The sequence below is a fragment of the Streptomyces lomondensis genome, assembly GCF_014651035.1.
In the GTDB taxonomy this organism is placed as follows: Bacteria; Actinomycetota; Actinomycetes; order Streptomycetales; family Streptomycetaceae; genus Streptomyces; species Streptomyces lomondensis.
Map to the genome: position 1 here is coordinate 41,661 of NZ_BMWC01000004.1, position 14,133 is coordinate 55,793.

Genomic DNA, 14,133 nt, shown 5'->3' on the forward strand with positions numbered 1-14,133 from the left:
TCCGTCCGTGCGCAACGGTGGCTACGCTCGCCGCCCGGCCGCCGGCGACAGGGGGAAACCGTGCCCTCGTACGAAGCGCTCAGCGAACTCCTCGATCCGGACACCACCGTGCTGCTCACCGTCGAATGCCAGGAGGGCGTCGTCGGAGCGCACAGCGCACTGCCCGAACTCGCCGGCGAGGCACGCTCCAGCGGCATGCTCGCCAACGTGGCCCGTCTGGTGGCCGCCGCCCACCAGGGCGGCGTCCAGGTCGTGCACGCCGTCGCCGAGCGCCGGCCCGACGGCCGGGGCGCCGGCCGCAACGCCCGCCTCTTCCGCGCCGCCGCACGCCTGCCCGTCCAGCAGCTGGCCGGCACGCCGGCGGTGCGGGTCGCCGCCCCGATCGAGGTCGCCGAGGAGGACCTCGTCGTACGGCGCCTGCACGGGCTGTCGCCCCTTCAGGGCACCGACGTCGACCCGCTGCTGCGCAACCTCGGCTGCCGCACGCTGATCGTCACCGGGGTCTCGGCCAACGTGGCCGTTCCCAACGCCGTGTTCGACGCCGTGAACCGCGGCTACACCGCCGTCGTCCCGGCGGACGCCATCGCGGGGGTGCCCTCCGACTACACCCCCGCGATGATCCGCCACACCCTCGCGTTGGTCGCCACGGTCGCGACCACGGACGAGGTGCTGGCGTGTCTGGAGCGTCCGCGCGGGGTCAGGCTAGCGTGATGGAGTCGCCGTTCACGGTGATCTGCTTCGGCTCCAGCGGTTTGACCGCGGGGTCCTTCTTCACGCTGCCGTCGAGGACGGAGAACTGACTGCCGTGGCAGGTGCAGGAGATGATGTCGTCCTTGAGGTCCACCATCGGGCAGTTCCGGTGGGTGCAGACCGTCGAAAACGCCTTGAACTCGCCCGCGGTCGGCTGCGAGACCACGACCTTCTCTTTCTCGAAGATCTTGCCGCTGCCTTCGGGGATGTCGGTGGTCTTCGCGAGCGCGGCGCCGCCGGCTCCGGCGGACGAGCCGCCCCCTTCGTTCGTCGCGCCGCCGCCCTGTTCGGTGGACGAGCCGGACGCCTCGTCGTCCGACCCGCACGCCGTCAGCGCCACGGTGAGCCCCGCCGCGCCGACCGCCGCCACGACGGTACGGCGGCTCGGTCCCGACACCGGCTGAACTGATTCGCTGGTCATGCTGACGTTCCTTCCGGGGGTTTCGAGATCTGCCGAGAGGTACGGCCCTTGCGGACCGGCTGTTCAGACCATGTCGAAATCCTGACCCGTTCGCGGAGCGGGGTAGGTAAAACGGGGCTGTCGGTTCGCTGTCGGGTTCCGGCCCGCCGCCGCGAGGCCGTCGCCGGTGTTCCCGGGTGCGTCAGTAACCTGGGGCGATGCTCAAGGAAGTGATCGCGACCCGTTTCATCGCGCCCCTGCGCGAGGGCGGTTCGCTGCCGGGTCTGGTCGAGGCGGACGACTTCGGCATGTACGTCCTGAAGTTCACCGGCGCGGGCCAGGGCCGCAAGACGCTCGTCGCCGAGGTGGTCTGCGGGGAGCTGGCCCGCCGGCTGGGGCTGCGCGTGCCGCGCCTCGTCACGGTCGAGCTCGACGCGGAGCTGGGACTCGGCGAGCCCGACGAGCAGGTGCAGGGGCTGCTGAGGTCCAGCGGCGGCACCAACCTCGGCATGGACTTCCTCTCCGGCGCGCTCGGCTTCGACCCGCTCGCCTTCCGGGTGAGCCCCGAGGAGGCCGGGCGGATCGTCTGGTTCGACGCGCTGGTCAACAACGTCGACCGGTCCTGGCGCAACCCCAACCTGCTGATGTGGCAGGGCGAGTTGTGGCTCGTCGACCACGGCGCGACCATGATCTGGCACCACAACTGGCGCGGCGCGCAGGCTTCGGCGGCCCGCCCGTACGACGCCTCCGACCACGCGCTGGCGCCCTTCGCGCCCGACACCGCCTCGGCGGCGGCCGAGTTGGCACCCCGGATCACCGAGCAGCTCCTCGCCGACGTCACCGCGCAGATCCCGGACACCTGGCTGACGGACGAGCCCGGCTTCGACACGCCGGACGACCTGAGGCAGGCCTACGCGCGGCCGCTGCTCGCCCGGGCCGCCGCCATCCACGACCGCATCCAGGGGATCAAGTGAGCGACCGGCACATCATCAAGGGCGGGACCCGCGACCGCCAGGTCTACGAATACGCCCTGCTGCGCGTCGTCCCGCGCATCGAGCGCGGCGAGTGCGTCAACGCCGGGGTGCTCGTCTACTGCCGTGCCGAGGCCTACGTCGGCGCCCGCACCCACCTCGACGAGGCACGGCTGCTCGCCCTGGACCCGCAGGCGGACGTGGCCGGAGTCCGCGCCGCCCTGCGGGCCGTCGAGAGCGTCTGCGCGGGCGGCCCCGCGGCCGGCCAGGCCGCGTCCGACGACCCCGGCCGCCGCTTCCGCTGGCTCGTCGCCCCCCGCTCGACGATCGTCCAGCCCGGCCCCGTCCACACCGGCCTGACCACCGACCCGGCCGCGGAGACGGAACGGTTGCTGGACCTGCTGGTGAGGTGAGGGACCCCACGGCACGCCCTGCGTCAGCGCAAGCGGCGTCTCACCAGCCAGCCGGCCGTGACCGCGGCGCCCCCGGCGAAGGCCAGACCGATGCCGACGTCCCAGTCACTGGGCCCCGAAGCCACCGCGCCCCCGACTCCGCCTCGCACGCCTCGGGACGGGGTGATGGTGGGCATGGGGGTGGTGACCGTCGCGGTCGGGCTGGCGGGAACAGTGGGGGAGACGACACCGGCACCACGGCGGGGCAGCGCCTCGCATGCGATGCCGTCGTCCGGGCCCTGGTCCTCGTCGAGTCGGTGGGGATCGCTGGGATCCGCGTCGAAAACGGCCTGCGCGTCCTCCTGGAAGGCGAAGTCGCGGCAGTCCCGGTCGGGCTGGGCATGAGCGGGGTCGGCCAACGGCACGATCGCGGTGATCGCGAACAGCGTGCCTATGGCACCGGTGCGACGGCGCATGGGGCGCCTCCTTTCCGGCCACGAGTGGCTCGCGCTTCGACGCTAGGCGGCGTGGGGCACAGCGGCTCGGAGCCATAGCCCGATCGAGTGGTCGCGCGAGTGGTGTCGGGCAGGGTGGGGCCGGGGGATGGATCACATGGCCGGGCTGGGCGTTGACACCGGGTGCCAGGGCTTCTAGCGTCACATCCATTGAAGGTACTAAGCGGTCGCTCACCTGAGGAGAAGCAGCCATGTCCACCACTGAGCAGCGGGTCGCCGTCGTCACCGGTGCCGCGCGCGGGATCGGCGCCGCCACCGCCGTACGGCTGGCCGCCGAGGGCCGCGCGGTCGCCGTGCTGGACCTCGACGAGGCCGCCTGCAAGGACACCGTCGAGAAGATCACCGCCGCCGGGGGCAAGGCCATCGCGGTCGGCTGCGACGTCTCCGACGAGGCCCAGGTCGAGACGGCCGTCGCCCGGATCGCCGAGGAGCTCGGCGCGCCGACGATCCTGGTCAACAACGCGGGCGTGCTGCGCGACAACCTGCTGTTCAAGATGAGCGTCTCCGACTGGGACACCGTCATGAACGTGCACCTGCGCGGCGCCTTCCTGATGTCCAAGGCCTGCCAGAAGCACATGGTGGACGCGGGATTCGGGCGGATCGTCAACCTCTCCTCCTCGTCCGCCCTCGGCAATCGCGGCCAGGTCAACTACTCCGCCGCCAAGGCCGGACTCCAGGGCTTCACCAAGACCCTCGCCAAGGAGCTCGGCAAGTTCGGCATCACCGCCAACGCCGTCGCCCCCGGCTTCATCGCCACCGAGATGACCAAGGCCACCGCCGACCGCGTCGGCATGGGCTTCGAGGACTACAAGGCCGCCGCCGCCACCCAGATCCCGGTCCAGCGCGTCGGCGAGCCGGAGGACATCGCCAACGCCATCGCCTTCTTCACCGGCGAGGCGGCCGGATTCGTCTCCGGCCAGGTGCTGTACGTGGCCGGCGGACCGCTCGACTAGGGGATCAAGAACATGACTTCCGTGGAACTCTCCGGCAAGACCGCCCTGGTCACGGGCGCCAGCCGCGGCATCGGCTACGGCGTCGCCGAGGCGCTCGTCGCGCGCGGCGACCGCGTCTGCATCACCGGCCGCAACGAGGACGCCCTCAAGGAGGCCGTCGAGCGGCTCGGCGCCGACCGCGCGATCTACGTGGCCGGCAAGGCGCACGACGAGGCCCACCAGGCCGTCGCCGTCGAGCGCGCGATGGAGGCCTTCGGCCGCATCGACTTCCTGGTCAACAACGCCGGCACGAACCCGGTGTTCGGGCCGATCGCCGACCTCGACCTGAACGTCGCCCGCAAGGTCTTCGAGACCAACGTCGTCTCCGCGCTCGGCTTCGCCCAGAGGACCTGGCACGCCTGGCAGAAGGACAACGGCGGCGCGATCGTCAACATCGCCTCCGTCGCGGGCCTCTCGCCCTCGCCGTTCATCGGCGCGTACGGCATCAGCAAGGCCGCGATGATCAACCTGACCGTGCAGCTCGCGCACGAGTTCGCGCCCAGGGTGCGGGTCAACGCGATCGCCCCGGCCGTCGTGAAGACCAAGTTCGCCCAGGCCCTGTACGAGGGCCGGGAGGAGGAGGCCGCCGCGGCCTACCCGCTCGGCCGGCTCGGCGTGCCCTCCGACATCGGCGGCGCGGCCGCGTTCCTCACCTCCGAGCAGTCCGACTGGGTCACCGGCCAGACGCTCGTCGTGGACGGCGGCATCTTCCTCAACGCCGGCACCGGCTGACACCGGCGTACGGACGAGGCCACACGGGCGCTCCTTGACGCAAGGGGCGCCCGTGCCGGCGTAAAGACATCGCAAAGGACGATGACAACGTAGTCAAAGGTTTATCGATCAAGGAGTCATGTCCGGGGAGGGTCAGCGGCCGCAGCACTGCGGTATGGTCTGCCGACCCTTGGTATGGCAGATCGAGGAGCGTGCGCGTGTTCAACCGGAACCGATGCCTGCGGCGGGTGGCGGCCATCGCGTCCATATCGTCCCTGGTGACCGGGTGCGGCGTGCTGTCGTCCGACACCCCGGAGGACGAAGGGCCGATCGTCGTCGGCACCACCAGTGCCCCCAGCACGCTCGACCCCGCCGCCTCCTGGGACAGCTCCTGGGAGCTGTTCCGCAACATCTACCAGACGCTCCTGAGCTACCCGACCGGCGCGACCGAGCCCGAGCCCGACGCCGCCGAGCAGTGCGGCTTCAGCGACGCCTCGAACCAGGTCTACCGCTGCGAGCTGCGCGAGGGCCTGACGTTCTCCAACGGGGACGCGCTCGACGCCCGGGCGGTCAAGTACTCGTTCGACCGGATCCGCAAGATCAACGTCAACGGCGGCCCCGCCGGTCTGCTGGGCAGCCTCGAACGGGTCCAGGCACCGAACGACCGCGAGGTGATCTTCCACCTCAACAAGCCGGACGCCACGTTCCCCTTCGTGCTCGCCACGCCCGCCATGTCGATCGTCTCCCCGGAGGCCTACCCGGAGAGCTCCCTGCGCGAGGGCGAGGACGTCGTCGGCTCCGGTCCGTACACCCTCGACTCGTACGACGACGGCAAGGAGGCCGTCCTCGTCCGCAACGACTCCTACAAGGGCTACGCCGAGCGCCGGAACGACGCGGTGACCATCCGCTACTTCCAGGACTCCGCCACCATGGTCAAGGCCCTGCGCGACCAGCAGATCGACGTCACCTACCGCGGTCTGGCCGCCGGCGACGTCGTCGACCTGCAGAGCAAGACCTCCAAGGAGGAGGAGATCCAGCTCGTCGAGGGCACCGGCACGGACATCAACTACCTGGTGTTCAACCCGAAGGACTCCTGGGCCAACAAGAAGGCCGTGCGCCAGGCCATCGCGCAGGTCGTCGACCGGGCGGCGATCGCCCACAAGGTCTACAAGGACACCGTCGACCCGCTGTACTCCATGGTCCCCAAGGGCCTCACCGGCCACACCACGGGCTTCTTCGACGACTACGGCGACCCGGACGTGGGCAAGGCCCGCAAGATCCTCACCGACGCGGGCATCACCCAGCGGGTCCCGCTCACCTTCTGGTACACGAGCGACCGCTACGGCTCCGAGACCGCCGGGGAGTTCAAGGAGCTGGAGCGCCAGCTGGAGGCCTCGGGCCTGTTCACGATCAGCCTCAAGAGCCGCCCCTGGAAGACCTACGTCGAGGGCTACCAGAAGGGTGAGTACCCGGTGTTCGGGCGTGGCTGGTTCCCCGACTTCCCGGACGCGGAGAACTTCATCGCGCCGTTCGTCGGCGAGCAGAACGCCCTCGGTACGCCCTACCCGGCCCCCGAGATCACCGGCGAGCTGCTGCCCCGGTCGCGCCGGCAGAGCGACCGCGCGAACGTGGAGAAGGAGTTCGAGGAGGCCCAGCGGATCCTCGTGGACGACGCGCGGCTGCTGCCGCTGTGGCAGGGCCGGCAGTACGTGGCGGCCAGCCGGGACGTCTCGGGCGCCGAGCGGGCCCTGGACCCGTCGACGATCATGATGATGTGGGAGCTGCACCGCAAGACCGCCTGGTAGGCGGGGCGGGAGTCCGGCTTTCCGGGCGCGTTGTCAGTGGTCGCCTGTAGGTTCTGAGGCCTGGAAGTGACCGCACATCGTGAGGACGTTGACGTGACCGACACCGCCATGCTGCCCGAGTCCTGGCGCGGGGTTCTGGGTGACGAGCTTCAGCAGCCCTACTTCAAGGAGCTGACGGAGTTCGTCGAGGAGGAGCGGGCGAAGGGGCCGGTGTATCCGCCGCGCGAGGAGGTCTTCGCCGCGCTGGACGCCACGCCGTACGAGGGGGTCAAGGTTCTGATCCTCGGTCAGGACCCCTACCACGGCGAGGGCCAGGGGCACGGGCTGTGCTTCTCGGTCCGGCCCGGTGTGCGGATCCCGCCGTCCCTGCGGAACATCTACAAGGAGATGCACGAGGAGCTGGGCACGCCGGTCCCGGACAACGGCTATCTGATGCCGTGGGCCCGCCAGGGCGTGCTGCTGCTCAACGCGGTGCTCACGGTCCGCGGCGGCGAGGCCAACTCGCACAAGGGCCGGGGCTGGGAGAAGTTCACCGACGCCGTGATCCGGGCCGTGGCCGAGCGGCCGGACCCGGCGGTGTTCGTGCTGTGGGGCAACTACGCGCAGAAGAAGCTCCCGCTGATCGACGAGTCGCGGCATGTGGTGGTCAAGGGCGCGCATCCCTCGCCCCTGTCGGCGAAGAAGTTCTTCGGCTCCCGGCCGTTCACGCAGATCAACGCGGCGGTGGCGGCGCAGGGGCACGAGCCGATCGACTGGACGATCCCCAATCTGGGCTGAGGAACGCCGGCCTGGGCTGAAGAGCACCGGCCGTGACGGGCCCGGTCGCGTTCGGAGCCGCCTGAGCCGGATCGCCCCCGCGTGCGGTTAGCGTCGGGGGCGACAGCGGACGAGGGTGCGGAGGGCGTGGTGGTCGAGCGACAGGGGCAGGCGGCGCCGGATGCCGTGCTGACGCGGATCGGGCAGGTCGTGATGCTGCACCACGCGGGGGACCGGGAGGAGGCCCGGCACCGGCTCCTGGACCTGTGGGCGGAGATCGGGGAGCACGGCGATCCGCTGCTCCGCTGCACCCTCGCCCACTACCTGGCCGACACGCAGGACGACCCCGCGGACGAACTGGCCTGGGACCTGCGCGCGTTGACCGCGGCGGAGGAGGAGATCGCCGGGGACGGGCCCGCCTCGCGGGACGGGTCGCTCGCGGTGCGCGCGTTCTACCCCTCCCTGCATGTGAGCCTGGCCGCGGACTACGCCGGGCTGGGCGAGCGCGATGCCGCCCGCACCCACCTGCGGCGGGCCAGGGGAGCGGCCGCCGCCCTCACCGACGACCGCTACGCGGAGGGTGTGTGGACGGCCATCCGGCGGCTGGAGTCCCGGCTGGATGAGGGCGGCGGAGGGTCCGGCGGAGGCACGTGGGGGACGCCGCCGAGGCAGCGGCCCTGACGGAGTCGGTCACCGCCCGTAGGTGTCCTGGCAGATGGTCGCCTCCGGGCTGTCGGCCCGCCACCCCCCGTAGCGCCTGCCCAGCGCGCACACGTCCGTGCCGCCCGGGACGTTCTCGTGGACGTCCTGCCGTACCGGCTCCGAGACGTCGGGGAGACCGGGGCGTGGCCGCTGCGGACCGCGCGGGGCCCGCTCGGGGCGTTCCGGGCGGGCCGGGCGCGGGCGAGCGTCGCGGGTGCCGGCCGGCGGCTCACCCCGCTGGGGCGGGGCCGCCGCGGGAGTGGTCAGACGCGACTCGGACGGGGCCGGTTCCGGGCGGCGCGACTCCTCGATGAGTTGCAGGGCCTCGCGGGCCGGAGCCTGCACGATCTGCGTCTCCGCCTGCCCCGCCGGCTGGGGCACCGACGGCCGGGACGGTGCCGTCGGCGGCCCCGGGACGGGAGGATGCTGGACCGTCACGCAGCCGGAGAGGGCCGAGACAGCCACGGTCACCAGGAGCGTCGCTGTGGTCGTCGTTCGATGCACCCGCGCCACTCTGGTGCGTCCGGCCGGGGAGGGTACGGCGGACAGGCGGAGGATGCCCCGCACGGGTGATGTCCCACCCCGTACGGAGGGCATCGGCGCGCCGGGGTGACGTCAGTCGCCGGTCGAGCCGTCGATGCGCTCGCGGATCAGGTCGGCGTGGCCGTTGTGCCGGGCGTACTCCTCGATCATGTGGGTGTAGATCCACCGCAGGTTGAACTTCTCGCCGGTGCGCCGGTGCGCGCCCTCGGAGAGGTCGTCCAGGCCGAAGCGGGCCGCGTTGCGCCGGGCGGTCTCGATCTCGGCCTGCCAGGCGGCGTACGCCTCCTGGTAGGTGTCCGCCTCCGTCAGACGGAACTCGCCGTCGCGGTCCTCGTCGCTCCAGTACAGGGGCGCCGCGTCCTCGTCCGCCAGCACCCGGCGGAACCAGCTCCGCTCCACGTCCGCCATGTGCCGCACCAGCCCCATGAGGGACAGGTTCGAGGGCTCCACGGCGGCGGACCTGAGCTGCTCGTCGCTCAGGCCCTCGCACTTGAAGGCCAGGGTCTTCCGGTGGAACTCCAGCCAGCCTTCCAGCATGGCGCGTTCGTCGAGGGTCGTGGCGGGCATACGGCGTTCGGTCGTCATACAGGCATCCTGTCCCAACGCCCTCTCGCCACACCATGGCATTTCAGGCGGCCCCGAGCATCCCGTCCAGCAACTCCCGTGTGGTCGCGCTGTCGAAGGCCGGGCCCGCCCTGTTCCCCCAGCAGCCGTATGCTTCCGAGCAGGCCCCGGCAGGCACCACCAGAGGAGCGCACCACGTGAAGGTCGGCTGCATCGGACTCGGTGACATCGCGCAGAAGGCCTACCTTCCGGTCCTCGCCTTCCAGCCCGGGGTCGAGCTGCACCTGCAGACCCGCACACCCGCCACGCTCGACCGGGTCGCCGACCGCCTCCACCTCCCGCCGGAGCGGCGGCACACCACCCTCGACTCCCTGCTCGCGGCGGGCCTCGACGCCGCCTTCGTGCACGCGCCCACGCTCGTCCACCCGGAGATCGTGACGCGGCTGCTGGAGGCGGGCGTACCGACGTACGTCGACAAGCCGCTCGCCTACGAACTCGGCGACTCGGCGCGGCTGGTGGCCCTCGCCGAGGAGCGGGACGTGAGCCTGGCCGTCGGCTTCAACCGGCGCTTCGCCCCCGGCTACACGCAGTGCGCCGACCATCCGCGCGAGCTGATCCTGATGCAGAAGAACCGCATCGGGCTGCCGGAGGAACCGCGCGCGATGATCCTCGACGACTTCATCCACGTCGTCGACACCCTGCGGTTCCTGGTGCCCGGCGCGATCGACGACGTGACCGTGCGCGCCCGCGTCCGGGACGGTCTGCTGCACCATGTGGTGCTCCAGCTCGCCGGGGACGGCTTCACCGCGCTCGGCGTGATGAACCGGCTCAGCGGTTCGGCCGAAGAGGTCCTGGAGGTCTCCGGGCAGGACACCAAGCGGCAGGTGGTCAACCTCGCCGAGGTGGTCGACCACAAGGGACAGCCGACCGTGCGGCGGCGCGGGGACTGGGTGCCGGTGGCCCGGCAGCGCGGGATCGAGCAGGCGGTGCTGGCGTTCCTGGACGCGGTGCGGGCGGGCAAGGTGCTCAGCGCCCGGGACGCGCTGGAGACCCATGAGCTGTGCGAGCGGGTCGTACGCGCGGTTCAGGAGCGGACCGCCTGAGCCGCAGGGTCCGCAGGCCCTCGCCGGCGGCCCAGGCGGCGAGGATCAGCAGCGCCGCGTGCACCGTCCAGTCGCCGAGACGGACGTAGGGCGTGGTGCCGTGGGCGAGGGGGACCTCGTAGACCTGCGCGGCGGACGCCTCCGTCCCGAGCCAGGAGCCGACGCGCTGTCCGCTCGGGCCGTAGACCGCGGAGACGCCCGTCAGGGTCGAGTGCACCATCGGGCGGCCGGTCTCGGCGGCCCGCAGCGCGGCGAGGGAGGCGTGCTGCTCCGGGGCCCAGCTGTGCTGGAACGTGGACGTCGCCGACTGGCCGATGAGCACGTCGACGCCCTCCCGGGTGAGGTGGCGGGTCATGTCGGGGAAGGCGGTCTCGAAGCACACCATCGGGCCGACGCGCAGCCCGCTGCCCACGTTCATCACGATCGGCTGGGAGCCGCGCCTGCGGTCCTCGCTCGCGGCCTCGCCGACGGAGGTGGCCCAGCCGAGCAGGGAGCGGGCCGGGATGTACTCGCCGAAGGGCACGAGCCGCATCTTGTCGTAGCGCTGGCCGGTGAGACCGTCCGGGCCGACCAGGACGGAGCTCTTGTAGATGCCCGGCTTGTCGGAGCGCCGGGCGTCCACGTTGACCAGGATGTCGGCGTCCGTCGCGCGGGACAGGCCGGCGAGCCGCCGGGCGAGGTCGGGCCGGTCCCCGAGGTCGAAGCCGACGCTGCTCTCGCCCCAGACGATCAGGTCCACGTCCTGTCCGGCGAGCCGCCGGGTGAGCTGCTCCTCGCGTGCGAACCGGCGGTCCCCGCTGTCCGCGCCGTCGATGACGCCCGGCTGGACGACGGCGATCCTGACCTGGCCGTCGACGGCGGGCCGGGGCGCGAGGGTCCAGGCGGCGGAGGTGGCGGCGGCGGTGGCGACGAGACCGGCCACGGCGGGCAGCCGGGCCCGGCGGACCGCGACGAGGACGGCGGCCGCGACGTTGAGGGCCACCAGCAGGAAACTGATCAGCCACACCCCGCCGACCGAGGCGAGCCGCAGCGCCGGTTCGACCTGCCACTGGCTGCTGCCGAGCATGCCCCAGGGCCCGCCGAGCCCCTGCCAGGAGCGGACCAGCTCGGCGGCCAGCCAGCCCGACGGCAGCACCACGAGCGCGGCCGCGATCCGGCTCCGCGAGGGCACCCCGGCCAGGAGGCGGCGCACCAGCCAGCCCCACGGGGCCCACAGCGCGCCGAGGAGGGCGGCGATGACGAACGTGAACACGTGCAGGTTCGGCAGCAGCCAGTGGTGCATGGCCAGCATGAAGCCGAAGCCGCCGCTCCAGCCGTCGTACGCGGCCCGCTTCCCGGTCGGCGCGGTCCGCAGCAGCAGGAGCCAGGGGACCAGGGCGACATAGGCGCACCACCACAGGGACGGCGCGGGAAAGGCGAGGACGGGGAGGGCGCCCGCGACCGCCGCGGCGGCCGAGCGCCGCCACGGGGAGGCGAGCCAGTGGCCGAGCGTCTTCATAGGCGCCTCCTACCCCGCGGGTGCCTCCAGTGTGCGCCCTGCGGACGATCTAGGACAGAGGACGCCGGGTCAGTTGACCACAGGTGCCGTCCGCCGCTCGGGAAGGCGTCGCCACTTCTCCCGGACGACCACCTCGCTCAGCCGCCAGCCGTCGTCCGTGCGCAGCAGGGCGAAGGCGTACCGGCCGCCGCACACGAAGTCGGGGGCGGGTCCCTCGGTGGCCATGGGGTTGACGTAGTCGGCCTGCACCTGGGCCGTGTCGCCGGTGTCCTGCTCCCATACTCCGAACCGCACCCGGCGGTTGACGATCAGGTGCTGCCGCACGGGGAACAGCCGCATGCTGTCGGCGAGCCATGCGGCGACCGCCCCGGCCTCTCCCTCGATGCCGCCGGCCGACCGGTAGTCGGCTCGCCCTCGCGGGGCGAACAGTCCCCGGTACGCCTCCCAGTCGCCGTCGTCGACCGCCACCGCGTAGTCGGTGATCAGACCGTCGACGGCCAGCCGGTCCCTCACGGTGGCGAGCTCCACGCGCTGCGTCATCGGCTCAGTGTTGGGCATGGGAGGCGCCGAGCCAAGAGCCGTGCGCCCCCGGCGGGGCTCAGGCTGCTGTGACGACGCCGCTGCGGATCGCCGCGGCCCACTCGACGACCAGCAGCTCGTACTCCGCGCGCTCTTCGGCGGACAGGGTGCCGCCCGTGCGCCGCCACAGCGCACGGATCTCCTCGTTGACCTCGGCAGCGGACCGCACGGAACCAGGGGTCACGGAATCGGGGGACATGCGGACAAGCCTAGGGGCAGCCACTGACAGGCCGCTACCGGACGGCTACCCGATCGGTATGCGGTTGGTCACGAGACCCGGGTCACAGGGGGCCGGGTCAGCCCGCCGACTCGGCCGCGTGCGGGCTCAGGGCACCCGTGCTGACCAGGACGATGATGACGATGCCGAGCGCGATGCGGTACCAGACGAACGGCATGAAGCTCTTGGTCGAGATGAACTTCATGAACCAAGCGATCACCGCGTATCCGACCCCGAAGGCGATGACCGTCGCGAAGATCGTCGGGCCCCAGGAGACGTGCCCGCCCTCCGTCGCGTCCTTGAGCTCGAACAGGCCCGAGGCGAGCACCGCCGGGATGGCGAGCAGGAAGGAGTAGCGGGCCGCGGCCTCGCGCTTGTAGCCCATGAACAGGCCGCCGCTGATGGTGGCGCCGGAGCGGGAGACGCCCGGGATGAGCGCCATGGCCTGGCAGACGCCGTAGATCAGGCCGTCGCGTACGCCCAGGTCCTCCAGGGCCTTGCGCTGCTTGGGCGCGCGGTGCCGGCCGCCGTTCTCGTCCCGTGCCGCGAGCCGGTCGGCGACGCCGAGGACGATGCCCATGCCGATCAGCATCGTCGCGGTGATCCGCAGGTCGCGGAACGGCCCCTCGATCTGGTCCTTCAGCGTCACGCCGAGCACGCCGATCGGGATCGAGCCGACGATGACCAGCCAGCCCATCCGCGCGTCGGGGTCGCTGCGCAGCGCCTTGTTCGTGAGCGAGCGCGTCCACGCCGAGATGATCCGCCCGATGTCCTTGCGGAAGTAGATCAGCACGGCGGCCTCCGTGCCGATCTGCGTGATCGCCGTGAAGGCCGCGCCCGGGTCCTTCCAGCCCGAGAAGGCCGCCGTCAGGCGCAGATGCGCGCTGGAGGAGACGGGGAGGAACTCGGTCAGCCCCTGGACGAGTCCGAGGATGAGTGATTCGAACCAAGACATGAGGTAGCGGAGTCCAAGTGCCGATCGTGGGACGGACGACGGGCACACCGGGCCGCCGTTGCGATGAACGGGGGATCATGTGTGCCGAGGGGGAAGCGTAGCGCCCCCGGAAGGCCGCCCGGACACAGGGGTTTGGATGCGCCCCCGGAGCGGTGGGGATCAGGCCGCCGTCGGTCCGGTCACCGTCCAGCCGGGCGCCTGGGGGCGGGCCGTGAGGTCCTCGTGGCGCACCTCGTCGCCGCAGGCCCGGCAGGTGACGACCGGGGCGAGCGCCTGGCCGCAGGAGTGCTCCAGGACCATCGGACGGTCGCCGTCCCCGCGGAGATGGCGGTCGCCCCACGCCATGAGGGTCATGAGCACCGGCTCCAGCTCCAGGCCCGCCTGTGTCGGCCGGTACTCGAAGCGCTGCGGGCGCTCGCTGTAGGGCTGCTTGACCAGGATCCCGGCGTCCACCAGCCGGCGCAGCCGCGTGGCGAGGATGTCGCGCGGGGCCCCGATGTTGCGCACCAGCTGGTCGAACCGGCCGTTGCCGAGGCACACCTCCCGCAGTACGAGCAGGGAGTGCTTCTCACCGACGAGCGCGAGGGTGTCGGCGATGGAGCAGGGGCGCGGGTCTTTGCTGGCGGCCATGAAGCTCAGTCTAGGAGAGGGTTGGATTTTCCAACCCTGCGGGATACCGT

The 14,133-nt window shown here is 71.8% G+C and carries 18 protein-coding genes; 9 read left to right on the forward strand and 9 right to left on the reverse strand.

From position 1 onward, the window contains the following. Window positions 1-60: 60 nt before the first annotated feature. Complete coding sequence (locus tag IE255_RS15300) at window positions 61-711, forward strand: cysteine hydrolase family protein (protein WP_190050809.1); 651 nt, start codon at window positions 61-63, stop codon at window positions 709-711. Here IE255_RS15300 and IE255_RS15305 read toward each other — a convergent pair. Next, complete coding sequence (locus IE255_RS15305; protein ID WP_190050810.1) at window positions 698-1,171, reverse strand: Rieske (2Fe-2S) protein; 474 nt, start codon at window positions 1,169-1,171, stop codon at window positions 698-700. The genes IE255_RS15300 and IE255_RS15305 overlap by 14 nt on opposite strands. A 197-nt stretch (window positions 1,172-1,368) precedes the next feature. Between IE255_RS15305 and IE255_RS15310 the strand changes: the two genes are divergently transcribed. Further along, complete coding sequence (locus IE255_RS15310) at window positions 1,369-2,124, forward strand: HipA family kinase (RefSeq protein WP_190050811.1); 756 nt, start codon at window positions 1,369-1,371, stop codon at window positions 2,122-2,124. After that, window positions 2,121-2,534, forward strand: coding sequence for a DUF3037 domain-containing protein (locus IE255_RS15315; RefSeq protein WP_190050812.1), 414 nt, complete (start codon window positions 2,121-2,123; stop codon window positions 2,532-2,534). Before IE255_RS15310 ends, IE255_RS15315 begins: the two co-directional genes overlap by 4 nt. Window positions 2,535-2,557: 23 nt before the next feature. On the opposite strand, the gene IE255_RS15320 is transcribed toward IE255_RS15315, so the two are convergent. Further along, on the reverse strand, window positions 2,558-2,989 hold the full coding sequence (locus IE255_RS15320) for an excalibur calcium-binding protein (protein ID WP_190050813.1): 432 nt from the start codon (window positions 2,987-2,989) through the stop codon (window positions 2,558-2,560). Between the two features lie 230 nt (window positions 2,990-3,219). Between IE255_RS15320 and fabG the strand changes: the two genes are divergently transcribed. The 5 genes from fabG to IE255_RS15345 all read left to right on the forward strand — a co-directional run bounded on the left by fabG (window position 3,220) and on the right by IE255_RS15345 (window position 7,973). Continuing rightward, window positions 3,220-3,981 carry a 3-oxoacyl-ACP reductase FabG gene (fabG, locus tag IE255_RS15325; RefSeq protein ID WP_190050814.1) on the forward strand — a complete coding sequence of 254 codons (762 nt, stop codon included), beginning with the start codon at window positions 3,220-3,222 and terminating at the stop codon, window positions 3,979-3,981. A 12-nt stretch (window positions 3,982-3,993) separates the two neighbouring features. Beyond that, complete coding sequence (locus IE255_RS15330; protein WP_190050815.1) at window positions 3,994-4,752, forward strand: SDR family oxidoreductase; 759 nt, start codon at window positions 3,994-3,996, stop codon at window positions 4,750-4,752. Between the two features lie 197 nt (window positions 4,753-4,949). Next, entirely contained in the window at window positions 4,950-6,536 is a 1,587-nt protein-coding gene (locus IE255_RS15335; protein WP_190050816.1) for an ABC transporter substrate-binding protein, read from the forward strand. A gap of 93 nt (window positions 6,537-6,629) precedes the next feature. Further along, window positions 6,630-7,313: a uracil-DNA glycosylase gene (gene ung, locus IE255_RS15340; protein WP_190050817.1), complete on the forward strand. Its 684-nt coding sequence runs from the start codon at window positions 6,630-6,632 to the stop codon at window positions 7,311-7,313. 129 nt (window positions 7,314-7,442) lie between these two features. Then, window positions 7,443-7,973 carry a hypothetical protein gene (locus IE255_RS15345; protein ID WP_190051350.1) on the forward strand — a complete coding sequence of 177 codons (531 nt, stop codon included), beginning with the start codon at window positions 7,443-7,445 and terminating at the stop codon, window positions 7,971-7,973. Between the two features lie 9 nt (window positions 7,974-7,982). Here the strand turns inward: IE255_RS15345 and IE255_RS15350 are convergent, their stop codons facing one another. Both IE255_RS15350 and IE255_RS15355 read right to left on the reverse strand, forming a co-directional pair. Next, on the reverse strand, window positions 7,983-8,507 hold the full coding sequence (locus tag IE255_RS15350) for a hypothetical protein (RefSeq protein WP_190051351.1): 525 nt from the start codon (window positions 8,505-8,507) through the stop codon (window positions 7,983-7,985). A gap of 102 nt (window positions 8,508-8,609) precedes the next feature. Beyond that, window positions 8,610-9,122 carry a DinB family protein gene (locus tag IE255_RS15355; protein WP_190050818.1) on the reverse strand — a complete coding sequence of 171 codons (513 nt, stop codon included), beginning with the start codon at window positions 9,120-9,122 and terminating at the stop codon, window positions 8,610-8,612. A gap of 176 nt (window positions 9,123-9,298) precedes the next feature. On the opposite strand from IE255_RS15355, the gene IE255_RS15360 reads away from it, so the two are divergent. After that, window positions 9,299-10,204 carry a Gfo/Idh/MocA family protein gene (locus IE255_RS15360; RefSeq protein WP_190051352.1) on the forward strand — a complete coding sequence of 302 codons (906 nt, stop codon included), beginning with the start codon at window positions 9,299-9,301 and terminating at the stop codon, window positions 10,202-10,204. Here IE255_RS15360 and lnt read toward each other — a convergent pair. The 5 genes from lnt to IE255_RS15385 form a co-directional block, all read right to left on the reverse strand. Further along, window positions 10,128-11,702: an apolipoprotein N-acyltransferase gene (gene lnt, locus IE255_RS15365; protein WP_190050819.1), complete on the reverse strand. Its 1,575-nt coding sequence runs from the start codon at window positions 11,700-11,702 to the stop codon at window positions 10,128-10,130. The genes IE255_RS15360 and lnt overlap by 77 nt on opposite strands. A gap of 69 nt (window positions 11,703-11,771) precedes the next feature. After that, window positions 11,772-12,242 (reverse strand): nuclear transport factor 2 family protein, encoded by a 471-nt coding sequence (locus tag IE255_RS15370; protein ID WP_190050820.1) that lies wholly within the window; start codon window positions 12,240-12,242, stop codon window positions 11,772-11,774. A gap of 58 nt (window positions 12,243-12,300) precedes the next feature. Continuing rightward, on the reverse strand, window positions 12,301-12,480 hold the full coding sequence (locus tag IE255_RS15375) for a hypothetical protein (protein ID WP_190050821.1): 180 nt from the start codon (window positions 12,478-12,480) through the stop codon (window positions 12,301-12,303). Window positions 12,481-12,577: 97 nt separating this feature from the next. Next, window positions 12,578-13,453 (reverse strand): undecaprenyl-diphosphate phosphatase, encoded by an 876-nt coding sequence (locus IE255_RS15380; protein ID WP_190050822.1) that lies wholly within the window; start codon window positions 13,451-13,453, stop codon window positions 12,578-12,580. A gap of 159 nt (window positions 13,454-13,612) precedes the next feature. Next, entirely contained in the window at window positions 13,613-14,083 is a 471-nt protein-coding gene (locus IE255_RS15385) for a winged helix-turn-helix transcriptional regulator (protein ID WP_190050823.1), read from the reverse strand. Window positions 14,084-14,133 lie beyond the last annotated feature (50 nt).

Coding starts and splice junctions, on each gene's coding strand:
- IE255_RS15330 (WP_190050815.1), top strand. CDS start 3,994: ATGACTTCCGTGGAACTCTCCGGCAAGACCGCCCTGGTCACGGGCGCC.
- IE255_RS15320 (WP_190050813.1), bottom strand. CDS start 2,989: ATGCGCCGTCGCACCGGTGCCATAGGCACGCTGTTCGCGATCACCGCG.
- IE255_RS15305 (WP_190050810.1), bottom strand. CDS start 1,171: ATGACCAGCGAATCAGTTCAGCCGGTGTCGGGACCGAGCCGCCGTACC.
- fabG (WP_190050814.1), top strand. CDS start 3,220: ATGTCCACCACTGAGCAGCGGGTCGCCGTCGTCACCGGTGCCGCGCGC.
- IE255_RS15355 (WP_190050818.1), bottom strand. CDS start 9,122: ATGACGACCGAACGCCGTATGCCCGCCACGACCCTCGACGAACGCGCC.
- IE255_RS15310 (WP_190050811.1), top strand. CDS start 1,369: ATGCTCAAGGAAGTGATCGCGACCCGTTTCATCGCGCCCCTGCGCGAG.
- IE255_RS15385 (WP_190050823.1), bottom strand. CDS start 14,083: ATGGCCGCCAGCAAAGACCCGCGCCCCTGCTCCATCGCCGACACCCTC.
- IE255_RS15370 (WP_190050820.1), bottom strand. CDS start 12,242: ATGACGCAGCGCGTGGAGCTCGCCACCGTGAGGGACCGGCTGGCCGTC.
- lnt (WP_190050819.1), bottom strand. CDS start 11,702: ATGAAGACGCTCGGCCACTGGCTCGCCTCCCCGTGGCGGCGCTCGGCC.
- IE255_RS15380 (WP_190050822.1), bottom strand. CDS start 13,453: ATGTCTTGGTTCGAATCACTCATCCTCGGACTCGTCCAGGGGCTGACC.
- IE255_RS15375 (WP_190050821.1), bottom strand. CDS start 12,480: ATGTCCCCCGATTCCGTGACCCCTGGTTCCGTGCGGTCCGCTGCCGAG.